Here is a 13,287-nt window from a genome sequence, read left to right as displayed (position 1 = left end):
GCTAAATGACGATGTTGACGATGCGGTTGGGCACCACCACCACCTTCTTTGGCGCTTTGCCGTCCAGGGCCTTGACCACCACGTCCAGCATCAGAACCAGGGCCTCGACCTCAGCGGCTGGCAGGTCCTTAGCGACGGTGATTTCGCCGCGGCGCTTGCCATTGATCTGGATCGGCAGGGTCACCTCATCGTCCACAAGCATGGCCGGGTCCACCTCGGGCCATAGCGCGTCTGCGACAAGTCCTTGTTTTCCAAGCACTTCCCAGCAGCTTTCGGCCAGATGCGGCATCATCAGATTGATCAATTGCACCAGCTTTTCCACCCCATCGCGCAAAATGGGGGCAAGCGCGGCGGCGTTCTTGCCTTCCTTGGCCTTTACCAGAGCATTGGTCAATTCATAGATGCGGGCCACGGCGCGGTTGAAGCCGAGCCCTTCAATATCCTGCGCCACGCCGGCTACGGTGCGATGAATGATCTTGTTCAAGGCGAGTGCATCGGAACTGTCTTGCGCAACAGTTTGAGAAGACTGTTCGGAAATCTCGATGGTATCGTTGACCAGGCGCCAGATGCGTTGCTGAAAGCGGCTGGCGCCTTCAACACCCGATTCGGTCCATTGCACATCGCGTTCGGGCGGCGAGTCGGAGAGCATGAACCAGCGGGCCGTATCGGCGCCATAGGTGCGGACGATCTCGTCGGGATCGATGACGTTCTTCTTGGATTTGCTCATCTTCTCGATCGAGCCGATGGCAATGGGCGTGCCGGTAGTGGCATGGCGCGCCGTGCGGGTTTCGCCCTCGGTCTCGATAATGACATCGGTGGGCGGCACCCATTCTCCCCTTTCGCCCTTATAGGTCTCGTGGGTCACCATGCCTTGGGTGAACATGCCCTTGAAGGGCTCGTCCAAGCCCACATGGCCGGTGGCCTTCATGGCGCGGGTGAAGAAGCGCGAATAGAGCAGGTGCAGGATCGCATGCTCGATACCGCCGATATATTGGTCCACCGGTAGCCAGTGATCGGCCACGGTCGGCACAGTGGGCGTATCGGCATGCGGGGCGGTGAAGCGCGCGAAATACCACGAGGAATCCACGAAAGTGTCCATGGTATCGGTTTCGCGCCGCGCCGCGCCGCCACATTGCGGGCAATGGACATGCTTCCAAGTAGGGTGATGGTCGAGCGCATTGCCGGGCTTGTCGAAAGTGACATCCTCGGGCAGCACGATGGGCAGGTCCTTTTTAGGCACGGGCAGGGTGCCGCAAACCTCGCAATGGATCACCGGGATGGGGCAGCCCCAATAGCGCTGCCGGGAAATGCCCCAGTCGCGCAGGCGATAATTGACCTCAACCTTACCCTGCGGCTTGCCGTCGACCGTTCGGGCGCTGAAATGGTCGGCAATGGCCTTTTTGGCGTCCTCGATGGAGAGGCCGTTGAGGAAGTCGGAATTGAAGATGCTGCCGGCGTCGGTATAGGCCTCATTGCCGATGGCAAAGCTGGCCGGGTCCGCGTCGGGCGGCAGCACGACGGGCGTCACCGGCAACTCATATTTGCGGGCAAAATCCAGATCGCGCTGGTCATGGGCGGGACAGCCGAAAACGGCGCCTGTGCCATAGTCCATCAGCACGAAATTGGCGACATAGACGGGCAGGGTCTGGCCTTCAATTACCGGATGCTTGACGCGCAAACCGGTGAAGACGCCTTTTTTCTCAGCCTTTTCAAGCGTTTCGGTCGCGGTGCCCTGGCGATGAAATTCGGCGATGAACTCGGTCAGCGCCGGATCATTGGCCGCCAATTGAGCGCTCAGGGGATGATCGGGCGAAAGCGCGATGAAGGAGGCGCCGAAAATCGTGTCGGGGCGCGTGGTGAAGACCTCGATGCTGGTGGCATCGGTCTTGTCGCTGGCCTCCAGGGCGAACAGCAGGCGCAAGCCTTCGGACTTGCCGATCCAGTTGCGCTGCATGACGCGCACTTTTTCGGGCCATTCGGTCAGCCCATCCAGGGCCTCGAGCAGGTCCTCTGCGAAGTCCGAGATCTTGAAGAACCATTGGGTCAACTCGCGCTGCTCGACCACGGCGCCGGAGCGCCAGCCCTTGCCGTCGATCACCTGTTCATTGGCCAGAACGGTCATGTCGACCGGGTCCCAATTGACCTTGGAACTCTTGCGGGTGACGAGACCGGCTTCGAGCATGTCGATGAACATGGCCTGCTGGTGCTTGTAGTAGTCGGGCGAGCAGGTGGCGATTTCGCGCGTCCAATCGATGGAGAGGCCCATCGACTTCAATTGCGCCTTCATGGCCTCGATATTCTGGTAGGTCCAGGAGCCGGGATGGGTCTTGCGCTCGATGGCGGCATTTTCGGCCGGCAGGCCGAAAGCATCCCAGCCCATGGGGTGCAGCACATTCTTGCCGCGGGCGCGGTGATAGCGGGCCACCACATCGCCCATGGCATAGTTGCGCACATGGCCCATATGGATACGGCCCGAGGGGTAGGGGAACATCTCAAGGACGTAATAGGGGTCGCGCGGATCGTCATTGGCGGTGACGAAGCTTTGGTTCTCGTCCCAGACCTTTTGCCATTTCGGTTCGCTTTCGCGCGGATTGTAGCGTTCGCCGCTCACTGGTAATCGTCCTTGAAGAGTGGTGCCGCTGTTGACCGCAAAGGGCGGCGCAGCTTGCATTTTTAAGGGTTTTTGGCTACCGGGACCATCACCAGAAATCCCTCCCAAGGTCAACAGAAACGGGGCTGGCAAATGGCCGATAGCGCTGAAAGCGCCCAAGTGCGCCTGGACTATATTCGCGCGCGCATGGAAAAAGCACGCCGCCGTTTCGGGCCGCCGTCCCAGGCGGTAGAGCTGGTAGCGGTCTCAAAGACTTTTTCTGCCGATGCCGTGGAGCCATTTCTGGCTGCCGGCCAGCGCGTTTTCGGGGAGAACCGCGTGCAGGAGGCCAAGGAGAAATGGCCGGGTCTCAGGGAAAAATATCCCGATCTCACATTGCACCTGATCGGCCCGTTGCAATCGAACAAGGCGCGCGAGGCGGTAGCCGTATTCGACGTGATCGAAACGGTGGACCGGGACAAGATTGCCGGCGCATTGGCTGCCGAAATGGCCCGGGCACAGCGAAACCTGCCCTGCTTTGTGCAGGTCAATATCGGGGGCGAAGAGCAAAAGGCCGGCATTGGGGCCGATGAGGCGGTGGATTTCGTCCGCCGCTGCCGTACCGTTCATGCCTTGAATATTGTGGGCCTGATGTGCATTCCGCCCGAGGGCCAGCCGCCCGGCCCCTATTTCGCCCATCTGGCCGCCTTGGCCCGTGCCGCCGGGGTCGAGCAGCTTTCCATGGGCATGAGTGCGGATTTCGAGACGGCCATTGCCATGGGGGCCACCCATATCCGGGTGGGCTCGGCCCTGTTCGGGCAGCGATAGGGGGCGTTCCCTTGTTCTGCCAGCGACCTTACCGCTTAACGGTTCCATCATTCGCGTATAGCGCTCATGGTCTCCTGCCCTAAATTCGGTCCGCCGGACCGAATTTGCCCTTCGGGCACGGCTCGGAGTGCAACTTTTCCCTCTGCTGCCGCGTTGCTCGGGTTGAAATAACGTCGTTGTGATTGGCTGGCCAAAACTGGGTCGCAATAGTGTGGCCTTGGTCGGCTCAGAACGGAAAAGACCGGAGAAAACAATGAACAAGCGACGCATCCTTGTCGTAGATGACGACGCGGACCTGCGCCAGACCCTGGTCGAGCAACTCAAGGGCGAGCCTGATTTTGACCTTCTCCAGGCCGGAACGGCCAATGACGCGCTGCGGGCCGTGCGGGAAAACAATGTCGAACTAACCATTCTCGATGTCGGCCTGCCCGACATGGATGGACGCGAGGCCGTCAGGCTAATGCGCCAGGAGGGCTATAAGAGCCCGGTTTTGATGCTGACCGGACACGACACCGATGCGGATGAAATCAAAGGCCTGGAAGCCGGCGCCAATGATTATCTCACCAAGCCGTTCCGCTATCCGGTGCTGCTTGCCCGTATCAATGCAGCCCTCAGGCAACGCGACCAGAGCGAAGACGCGGTCTTCACTATAGGGCAATATAGTTTCCAGCCGGCCGCCAAAGTGCTGGAGACCAATGAGGGCATCAAGGTACGCCTCACCGACAAGGAAACCTCGATCCTCAAATATCTCTACCGCCATGGTCCCAAAACCATCACGCGCGATGTCCTTTTGAAGGAAGTGTGGGGATATAATAATCGCGTCACCACCCATACGCTCGAGACCCATATTTATCGTCTGCGGCAAAAAATCGAGCGCGATCCCTCCAATGCAAGATTGCTGGTGACCGAAGACGGAGGCTACCGTCTCGTCCCCTGATCGGCGCAAGGCCTTTTAATTCCCGGGCGAACCAGACTATAGCTTGATCCCGAACAGCCGTTCGCGCCAAGCGGGCGGTCCTTTTGGCGCAATGGGTCTGGTGCTGATGAGAATGGATGATGCGGCCGGGGTCCTGGCCCGGGCCGACTTCTTCGACATCTGCGACGATGAACAATTGCGCATGCTCGGCTTTGCCGGCGACCGCAAGCATTTCGAGGCCGACGCCGTCATTTATAAGGCCGGCGATGTACCCAGCGGCGCCTATGTGCTGATCGAGGGCACAGTCAAGGCCAGGCATGAGGGTGCGGAAGCAGGAAAACCCTATGCCCTGTCCGAACCGGGCAGCGTGATTTCGCCGACATCGCTGATCCTGGAAAAGCCGCGTCCCGTCACTTTTACGGCGGTCACTGATTGCGAACTGCTGTTCGTGCCGCGTACCGCCTTTCTCAAGCTTGCACGGCAAAGTCCGGACCTGGCGGAGCGGGCGGCGCAGCGCATCCAGCAGGAGCTGGGACGCTATATGCACGCGCTCGAGCCGCTCAGGGGCAAGATGAGGGGAAGCTAAGGCGCTTCTGGCAAAGTGGCAACGGTTTGCCCCTCGGGCTTCGACGCGAGGATCGGAAACGCAACAAGAAGAGCTGTAGGGCTTCCGCAAAAGGGCCGCAAATCCTCTGCATGTCACCCAGGTGGAGCGGGGCAGCACAGCATGGGCAGGGTCAAGGCGCGATTCGGCTGCGTTGGCGGCGTCGATCGCCATACACCTGCTATTGGTCCTGGCGCTGCTTGCGCTGGCCATTCCCGAGCCCTTTGCGCCTGCCGAAGGGAGCAGTATCTCGGTCGAGCTGTTGTCGGAGGCCGACTATGCATTGCTGACGGCGCCCGAACCCGAAGCGGTGCCCACCCCAAAACCGGCAGCCCCCGCGCCGAAACCAGCGCCGCCGGCATCGGCGGAGACTGGCCTGGTTGCGGCCACAGAATTTTATGCAGCCGATATCCTCGCTGACCCGGCCAACCGCGAGGTGCAGCAGAACTTTCCCCTGCTCGCCGACCGGGAGCAGATCATCCAGCTGTGCAATATCGAGGCGCTGGAGCAGTTGCGGATGGACAATGTTGCGGACAACCCCGATGCCCTGGTGGGATATGCCTTTGAGGGAATAAGCGTGACGGGACTATCGCTGGAGGCCCAGGGCGGTGCCTATCGGGCAGCCGGCAAATGGTACCGCATTGGCTACACCTGCGAAGTAGCCCCTGATATCCGCAGCGTTTCGGCCTTCGCCTATGCCGTGGGTGCGCCAGTCCCGGAAAGCGAGTGGGAGGCGCACTTCCTCAATGCCGATGATGACTGGCTGAATTGAACCTTACGGCCGTACGAAGCGGGCAATTACCGGCACGTGGTCGCTGGGCTTATCGGTCCAGCCGCGGGCCGGCTTGATGATTTCGGCGTCAATGGACCGTTCGGCAATATCGGCCGTTGACCAGATATGATCAAGGCGCCTTCCCTTGTCGGCCAGCTCCCAATTGGCGCTGCGATAGCTCCACCACGAATAGATCTTGGTGTCATAGGGGACATGTTTGCGCACAAGATCGGTCCAGCCATGACCGCCATTGAGAATGGCGTCGAGCGCTTCGGTTTCGACCGGCGTGTGGCTCACCACTTTTAGGAGCTGCTTGTGGCTCCAGACGTCGTTTTCATGCGGCGCGATATTGAAATCGCCGGCAATCAGGTGGCCGCGCTGAAAAATGGGTTCGTTGAACCAGGTCTTGAGCTCGTCGAGAAAGCCCAGCTTGTGCTTGAATTTGGGGTTGATTTCGGGATCGGCCTCGTCGCCGCCGGCCGGAATATAGAAATTGTGCAGCGTAAAGGGCCCGTGACCCATATCGATCAGCGCCGAAATGTGCCGGCTCTCGGGGATTTCGCAAAAGACTCGGCTTGAAATATCGGCCAGGGGAAATTTCGAGACGATGGCGACCCCGTGATAGCCCTTCTGCCCATGCACGGCCATATGCGGATAACCCGCCTCGATGAAGGCATTGCGCGGGAATTGGTCGTTCGTGCATTTGATCTCCTGCAGCATGAGCACATCGGGCTGATACTGCTTGAGAAAATCGAGCACCATATTGAGGCGCAGGCGCACCGAATTGATGTTCCAGGTGACGATGGAATGGGTCATTTGGGCGTCCGGGGAATCGCGTTTTGGCGTGAGCTTCTGTTATCGCGAAGGCTGGGGCAGGGGTAAAGCCGGAAATGGCGCTGATGGCCTGGTTGCTGACGGGAGGTGGCAGGAGTGCTCTTCCCAGCACCGCACATGCTTCCGTCCTTGGGTCGGGCCCGAGGGCGGCATGGTGTATGAGACAACCTAGCGGCCCGCTCGACGTTTCACGTGAATCCAACCGCACAAAACAAAAAAGCCCGGCGCAATGGCCGGGCTTTTTCAATTCTCAAAGAGCAAAGGCTCTTATTCGCTCTTGGCTTCGCCTTCAGCGGCAGCGGCCTGTTCGGCGGCGGCAGCAGCAGCGGCGGCTTCAGCGTCCTTGGCAGCCTGTTCGGCGGCAAAGGCTTCGGCAGCGGCGATCTTTTCAGCTTCGCGGGCTTCACGGGCGGCCTGGGCGGCGGTGCGCTCGGCGTCCTGAATCTTCTTGGTACGCGAATTGGTCGATTCGAAAATACGAGCCGACTTACCGCGACGATCACGCAGGTAGTAGAGCTTGGCGCGACGGACCTTACCGCGCTTGATCACTTCGATCGACGCGATATTGGGCGAGTAGATCGGGAAAACGCGTTCCACGCCTTCGCCATAGGAAATCTTGCGGACGGTGAAGCTTTCCATGATGCCGCCGCCGGAGCGGGCGATCACCACGCCTTCATAGGCCTGCAAACGTTCCTTGTCGCCTTCGCGAATCTTGACCCACACCTTGACGGTGTCGCCATGGGTGAATTCGGGGATTTCGCGCTGCGCGGCGAGCGCGGCAACCTGCTCGGCTTCGAGCTGTTCGATGATGTTCATTTTCGATCCGTTCTGATCTTTTCATAGGGATGACTCTCTAATGGGCTTTGGGCCCCGTCATCCGGTCTTGGTTGGTAACGGAAGGGCAGTCTTTTTGGTCTTGTCGCGGGCCGGTCCGATACGCCGGGCACGCGAATGGGCGGCTCATAGGGGAATTTTGCGCCAGAGTCCAGTGGTTTTGGGCTGTTTGGGCCGGGATGATCAACAATCGCTGCACCGCCCTCGGGCCTGACCCGAGGGCCATTCGAAACGCGTTGGGTGTTGAGGCAGGTCCTCGGATCAGGTCCGAGGACGGCCGGTGCGGGGGGAATCCCAGTTATCCTTCTTCAGCAGATCCGGCCGCCGCGCCCGCGTCAGTTCCAACGACTGCTCGTGCCGCCATTTGGCGATCTTGCCATGATCCCCAGAAACCAGAACGGGGGGGATTTCGAGACCTTCGAAATTCTGTGGCCGCGTATATTGCGGATATTCGAGCAGCCCATTTTCAAAGCTTTCTTCGTCGCGGCTATCGAGGGCGCCCAACACGCCGGGAATGAGGCGTATTACGGCCTCGAGCAGCACCATGGCTGCTACTTCCCCGCCGGCGAGCACATAATCGCCGATAGAAATTTCTTCGAGATTGCGGGCATCGATGACGCGCTGGTCCACGCCCTCGAAGCGGCCGCAGACGATGACCGCGCCCGGCCCTAGCGCCAATTCGTGCGCGCGCTGCTGGGTCAACGGCCGGCCCCGCGGCGACATCAGGATGCGGGGGCGTGGATCGTTTGCCGGAGCGACGGCGTCAATGGCCTTGGCCAGAATGTCGGGCTTGAGCACCATGCCAGCGCCGCCGCCCGAAGGGGTGTCGTCCACGGTGCGATGGCGGTCGGTGGCAAAGTCGCGCAATTGGGTGGCGCGCAGGGACCAGAGCCCGTCATTGAGCCCGCGACCCAAGACCGAGGCGCCCAGGGGCCCGGGAAACAGCTCGGGAAAGAGCGTGATGATATCGGCCGAGAACATCAGTCCGGTTCTTCCTCGCCCGGTTCTGCATCGAGCGGCGGCACGATGACCAGATAGCCATCGGCGAGGCGGATATCGGGCACAACGGCCTTGGTGAATGGGTAAAGAAAGGTGTCGCCGGAAAGCGGATCGCGCACTTCCAGAATGTCGCCCGCGCCATGGTCGTAAATGGCGCTGACCGCGCCGATGGAAACGCCGCTATCGAGCTGGGCATCGAGCCCGATCAGGTCGGCGTGATAGAAATCGTCCTCGTCCTCGATTTCGGGCAATTGGTCGCGCTCGACATACAGCGCCACACCATTGAGGGCCTCGGCGGCATTGCGGTCGCCAATACCCTTGAGACGGGCGATCAGCACATTCTTGTTGAGGCGCGCAGCCTCGATGGTGACGGTCAGGCCCGGCCGGTTGGTCGCGAGCGGTCCATAATGGGCGATGGCCTCAGGGTCCTGGGTGTGCGAGTTGATCCGCACCTCGCCCTTGATGCCATGCGCGGCGCCGATCGTGCCCAGTAAAACGGGGGATGGTTTGTCTGCCATCGACCTTCTCTTATTGCCTATATGGCTCCATAGCAGCGCCCGCATCGGGCGCAAACCCTTGTTAGCGGGCCGGAACCAGCTCGATGACGTCATGGGTGGATTCAAAGCGCGGAAAGGGCAATTCGAGCCGGTAGCGCACCGGCTTGCCGCTGACCTTGTAAAGGCAGCCAACCTGGCTGCGCTCGTCCTCTGCGTCATAGGCCATGGGCTGCTCATCGCCATAATGCAGCGCACCCCGATAAAAGAGCGCGCCGCCATCGGAGGGCAGCAAATCGCCCTTAAAGCGCTGCGAACCGGTCAGTTTCTCGATCACGGCGCCCTGGTGCGAAACCGCGCAGTCGAAATAGGCATAGGCGGTCAAAGGGAGCAGTCCGCCCAGCTTGATGGTGCGGCAATCATATTGGCCGTCGGGAAGGCTGGCGATGGGTGTTTCGCCAGCGCTGAACAGCGCCGAAACGGCCTGCCGGTCTGCGGCATTGTCCGCCAGCAGCGCCTCGGCAAGTCCGCGATAGCGCGCGGTCTCGAACCCGGTCATGCGATCCCCGTCGAAGGGGCTGATGGCTGCCTGCGCTGGAACTTCGCAGGCAAAAGGCGCAAGCTGGGACTGGGCGGCAAGTCCGGCCAACACTGTGGCGAGGATACGGAAGGGGACTTTGCGCATTGCGGGGCTCTCTTGTTCCAGATCAAGGAACCTTGCACGGCAATAGCGCTTTCTCAAGCAGAGCGAATATGGAGGCATAGATGTCCAAAGTCCTGACAGATCGAGAGGCCATTCGCGAATGGGTGATCGCGCGCGGCGGCAATCCCGTATTGATGGACGTTCCCGATGGCAGCAAGACGCGCACGGTGCTGCAATTGTCCTTCGGGCAGGCGAGCCTGAATTCCCTTGGCAATGAAGGACCCGACAGGATCGGCGGTTTCCAACTGGTGAGCTGGGAGGAATGGTTTGCGGCCCTGGACCAGGGCAATCTGGCCCTGATGGTGTCCGACGACCCCTCCGGCGGCAATGAGGCCGAGTTCAGCTTCGTCGAGCGCGACGAATAGGGGCCAAGAGCGTTGCGCCGTTTCGTTGAAACGCTGACATTGCTTCGAGCCCGTGTTTCATTGCGGGTTCAATCCTCGGGTCAAAGCCCCGAGGGGTAGACCCGTTGCTTTAGCTTGAAACGCGCTAGCCGGCCGCGGCCAGACTGCGCCGCAATTGCCTTTCCGCCGTGTCGGCCGCCACCGCCACCTGGTTGCGCCCGCGGGCCTTTGCGGCATAGAGGGCCTTGTCGGCCCGGGACATGAGCGCGGCCAGCGATTCATTGCCGTCGCGCGCGGCAATGCCGGCGCTCAGGGTGACGACCCACCCGATTTCATCGCCCAGATCGGAGGCAGAAAAGCGGGTGCGGATCGCCTCGGCATAGAGTCGGGCGGCGGAGAGATTGTGGCCTTTGAGGAGGATAGCGAATTCTTCGCCGCCAATGCGGCCGGCCAGCGCCGTCGGTCCGGTATTGTCCGCGATCAGCTCGCCCAGTCGGGCAATGACCTTGTCGCCCGCCAGGTGGCCGCAGGTATCGTTTATGCGCTTGAAGTGGTCGATATCCAAAAGCACGGCGCAAACGGGCTGGTGCAGGGCCGAGGCCAGCAATTCGTGGGCCTTTTCCTCGAATGTGGCGCGATTCAGCAGACCGGTCATGGCGTCGGTGGTCGAACGCTCATGCATGTGGCTGATGCGCACCAGAAGGTCGCGCAGCACCAGGGCCACGGCCAGGCCCAACAGGGCGGCAATGGTGATCAGGGCGATGGTCAATGGCTCTCCCACTGGCGGATGATCGCCCGGGGGTGGCCTGAAATTGAGCAAGGTATCCGCGCCCGGCACTGGCCCCGGACCCCGGCCGGGGCCGAGCGGGATCCGCGCCGGCAAGGGTGCGCCGGCCGCCAGTGTGCCGCGCAGCCCGATATGGGGTGGTGGCCCCATGCGCATCAGATCATTGGCGAACCAGAGCGCGCGTATGGCGATGACCGCCATGCCGGCGCCCAAGGCCAGTCCATAGGGCCAGGCCCGGGCCTGCAGGACCGGCACGATGGACCAGGCCATGAAGACCAATGTGGGCACGGGGCCCAGGAGGAACCACCAATGCGGTGGCGCTGCCGTGGCGATCAACGCCGTGGCCAGGGCGACATAGAGTGCGCCGCCGGCCAATATGGGCAAGGTGGGATTGGTGCGGGTGGCGCCTTCCCGGAAAAGACCCAGGGCGGTGATACAGGCCGCGGCATAGAACGTGGCCCAGCTCAGGCATTTGATCCAGTGGGAGGGGCCCTCGAAGCGCAGGGTGGCGGTGGTCAGCGCAATAGCCAATAGCGCAAAGCTGGCCGCCCACCAACGGAAGGTTGTCAGCCTGCGATTGATCGCATAGGCGACCAGGAAGCCGGCTGCCAGCAGCAAAGCCGGCACCGCGACCCCAAATGAGAACACATCGATCCGAGCCAAGGCGTCCACTCCTTATCGGGGGCAGAATAAAGGCAGCTCGTTAACGCAAGCTTGGCTTATGGCCCCGGAGTGGAATTCTAGTCGTCGGCATATTGTGCTGCCGCCTCAATGGCTTCCATGTCTTCATCGGAAAAGCCGAAATGGTGCCCCAGTTCGTGGATCAGTACATGGGTGACGATTTCACCCAGCGTGTTCTCGTCATGCTCGGCCCAATAATCGAGAATGGCGCGTCGATAAAGAAAGACGGTATTGGGCAATTGCCCAGTTTGCGGCGTGGCGCCGTCTTCGGTCATGCCAATGCCCGAAAACAGGCCCATCAGCTCAAACGGGCTTTCCATGCCGAAGCCTTCGAGCACGTCATCCTCGGCAAATTCGGCTACCGCGCAGGTGACGTCCGCGGCCAGAGACGCGAAAGGCTCCGGCAGGGCGCGGAGTGCCGCGCTTGCCAGAGCCTCGATATCGTCCAGGGTCGGGGCAGGGAGCCCCGACCAGTCTGTCTTTTTTACTGCCACTCGCGGATATCGACGAAGTGACCGGCAATGGCGGCTGCGGCGGCCATGGCGGGCGACACCAGATGGGTGCGGCCCTTAAAGCCTTGGCGGCCTTCGAAATTGCGGTTCGATGTCGAGGCACAGCGCTCGCCCGGGGCCAATTTGTCCGGGTTCATGGCCAGGCACATGGAGCAGCCCGGCTCACGCCATTCAAAACCGGCATTCTTGAAGATCACATCGAGGCCTTCGGCTTCGGCCTGGGCCTTCACCAAGCCCGAACCGGGCACCACCATGGCATTGACGTAGTCGGCGACCTTGCGGTCCTTGATCACGGCGGCGGCGGCGCGCAGGTCTTCGATACGGCCATTGGTGCAGGAGCCGATAAAGACGCGGTCGAGCTTGATATCGGTGATCGGGGTACCGGGTTTCAAACCCATATAGTCCAGGGCCCGCCATTTGGAGGCACGCTTGGTCTCGTCGGCAATGTCGTCCGGATTGGGCACCGCGCCCTGGACCGAGATGACGTCTTCGGGCGAAGAGCCCCAGGACACGATGGGCGGCAGATTGGCGGCATCGAGCACCACAACCTTGTCGTAATGGGCGCCCTCGTCGGTATGGAGCGTCTTCCAATAGTCGAGCGCCATGTCCCAGGCCTTGCCGGTGGGCGCGCGGGGCCGATCCTTGACATAAGCAAAGGTCTTCTCGTCCGGGGCGATGAGGCCGGCGCGGGCGCCGCCTTCAATGGTCATGTTGCAGACCGTCATGCGGCCTTCCATCGAGAGGGAGCGAATGGCTTCGCCGGCAAATTCGATGACATGGCCGGTGCCGCCGGCAGTGCCGATTTCACCGATAATGGCCAGGATAATGTCCTTGGCGGTGACGCCTTGGGGCAATTGACCATCGACACGCACCAGCATGTTCTTGGCCTTTTGCTGGATCAGAGTCTGGGTAGCCAGAACGTGTTCGACTTCCGAGGTGCCGATGCCGTGGGCGAGAGCGCCAAAGGCACCGTGGGTCGAGGTATGGCTGTCGCCGCAGACAATGGTCATGCCGGGCAGGGTGAAGCCCTGTTCGGGGCCGACGATGTGCACAATGCCCTGGCGATTATCGAACGGGTCGTAATATTCGATGCCGAAATGCTTGGTGTTCTCGGCCAAAGCGGCAATCTGGATGGCGCTTTCCGGGTCCGGATTGGGCAACGAACGGTCGGTGGTGGGCACATTGTGGTCGACCACGGCCAGGGTGCGCTCGGGGTGGCGCACCTTGCGATTATTCATCCTCAGGCCTTCAAAAGCCTGGGGGCTGGTCACTTCGTGAACCAGGTGCCGGTCAATATAAAGAAGGCTCGTGCCGTCCTCATTGTTCTGGACCAGATGGTCGTCCCAGATCTTGTCGTAGAGCGTGCGGGCCTTGGTCATATCCGTAGGT

Annotated in this window: 14 protein-coding genes; 5 read left to right on the top strand and 9 right to left on the bottom strand. The window is 61.2% G+C overall.

Features of this window, described 5'->3' with window-relative positions; genetic code table 11:
• Window position 1: 1 nt before the first annotated feature.
• Complete coding sequence (gene leuS, locus V8Z65_RS17590; protein ID WP_338721449.1) at window positions 2-2,611, bottom strand: leucine--tRNA ligase; 2,610 nt, start codon at window positions 2,609-2,611, stop codon at window positions 2-4.
• 132 nt (window positions 2,612-2,743) lie between these two features.
• On the opposite strand from leuS, the gene V8Z65_RS17585 reads away from it, so the two are divergent.
• The 4 genes from V8Z65_RS17585 (at window position 2,744) to V8Z65_RS17570 (ending at window position 5,710) form a co-directional block, all read left to right on the top strand.
• Window positions 2,744-3,418 (top strand): YggS family pyridoxal phosphate-dependent enzyme, encoded by a 675-nt coding sequence (locus V8Z65_RS17585; RefSeq protein ID WP_338721448.1) that lies wholly within the window; start codon window positions 2,744-2,746, stop codon window positions 3,416-3,418.
• A 253-nt stretch (window positions 3,419-3,671) separates the two neighbouring features.
• Window positions 3,672-4,355, top strand: coding sequence for a response regulator transcription factor (locus V8Z65_RS17580; protein WP_338721447.1), 684 nt, complete (start codon window positions 3,672-3,674; stop codon window positions 4,353-4,355).
• A gap of 106 nt (window positions 4,356-4,461) precedes the next feature.
• Complete coding sequence (locus tag V8Z65_RS17575; protein ID WP_338721446.1) at window positions 4,462-4,920, top strand: Crp/Fnr family transcriptional regulator; 459 nt, start codon at window positions 4,462-4,464, stop codon at window positions 4,918-4,920.
• 172 nt (window positions 4,921-5,092) lie between these two features.
• Complete coding sequence (locus tag V8Z65_RS17570; RefSeq protein WP_338721445.1) at window positions 5,093-5,710, top strand: DUF930 domain-containing protein; 618 nt, start codon at window positions 5,093-5,095, stop codon at window positions 5,708-5,710.
• A gap of 3 nt (window positions 5,711-5,713) precedes the next feature.
• Here the strand turns inward: V8Z65_RS17570 and V8Z65_RS17565 are convergent, their stop codons facing one another.
• From V8Z65_RS17565 to V8Z65_RS17545, 5 genes are all read right to left on the bottom strand, one after another.
• Window positions 5,714-6,526, bottom strand: a complete 813-nt coding sequence (locus tag V8Z65_RS17565; protein WP_338721443.1) for an exodeoxyribonuclease III — start codon at window positions 6,524-6,526, stop codon at window positions 5,714-5,716.
• Between the two features lie 285 nt (window positions 6,527-6,811).
• Window positions 6,812-7,360, bottom strand: coding sequence for a 50S ribosomal protein L19 (rplS, locus tag V8Z65_RS17560; protein WP_338721442.1), 549 nt, complete (start codon window positions 7,358-7,360; stop codon window positions 6,812-6,814).
• A 279-nt stretch (window positions 7,361-7,639) separates the two neighbouring features.
• Entirely contained in the window at window positions 7,640-8,362 is a 723-nt protein-coding gene (trmD, locus tag V8Z65_RS17555; RefSeq protein WP_338724068.1) for a tRNA (guanosine(37)-N1)-methyltransferase TrmD, read from the bottom strand.
• Complete coding sequence (gene rimM, locus V8Z65_RS17550) at window positions 8,359-8,895, bottom strand: ribosome maturation factor RimM (protein ID WP_338721441.1); 537 nt, start codon at window positions 8,893-8,895, stop codon at window positions 8,359-8,361. The genes trmD and rimM overlap by 4 nt, the downstream gene beginning before the upstream one ends.
• Before the next feature lie 61 nt (window positions 8,896-8,956).
• Window positions 8,957-9,556 (bottom strand): DUF4893 domain-containing protein, encoded by a 600-nt coding sequence (locus V8Z65_RS17545; protein ID WP_338721439.1) that lies wholly within the window; start codon window positions 9,554-9,556, stop codon window positions 8,957-8,959.
• 80 nt (window positions 9,557-9,636) lie between these two features.
• On the opposite strand from V8Z65_RS17545, the gene V8Z65_RS17540 reads away from it, so the two are divergent.
• On the top strand, window positions 9,637-9,939 hold the full coding sequence (locus tag V8Z65_RS17540) for a hypothetical protein (protein WP_338721438.1): 303 nt from the start codon (window positions 9,637-9,639) through the stop codon (window positions 9,937-9,939).
• A 124-nt stretch (window positions 9,940-10,063) separates the two neighbouring features.
• On the opposite strand, the gene V8Z65_RS17535 is transcribed toward V8Z65_RS17540, so the two are convergent.
• The 3 genes from V8Z65_RS17535 to leuC form a co-directional block, all read right to left on the bottom strand.
• Window positions 10,064-11,368, bottom strand: a complete 1,305-nt coding sequence (locus V8Z65_RS17535; protein ID WP_338721437.1) for a GGDEF domain-containing protein — start codon at window positions 11,366-11,368, stop codon at window positions 10,064-10,066.
• A 77-nt stretch (window positions 11,369-11,445) separates the two neighbouring features.
• On the bottom strand, window positions 11,446-11,880 hold the full coding sequence (locus V8Z65_RS17530; protein ID WP_338721436.1) for a metallopeptidase family protein: 435 nt from the start codon (window positions 11,878-11,880) through the stop codon (window positions 11,446-11,448).
• Window positions 11,871-13,277, bottom strand: a complete 1,407-nt coding sequence (leuC, locus tag V8Z65_RS17525) for a 3-isopropylmalate dehydratase large subunit (protein ID WP_338721435.1) — start codon at window positions 13,275-13,277, stop codon at window positions 11,871-11,873. Before leuC ends, V8Z65_RS17530 begins: the two co-directional genes overlap by 10 nt.
• Between the last annotated feature and the right edge of the window lie 10 nt (window positions 13,278-13,287).

The sequence above is a fragment of the Devosia sp. XK-2 genome (assembly GCF_037113415.1).
GTDB lineage: Bacteria > Pseudomonadota > Alphaproteobacteria > Rhizobiales > Devosiaceae > Devosia.
The sequence above is the reverse complement of the archived record's forward strand: the minus strand, read 5'-3'. Positions and strand labels throughout refer to the sequence as shown.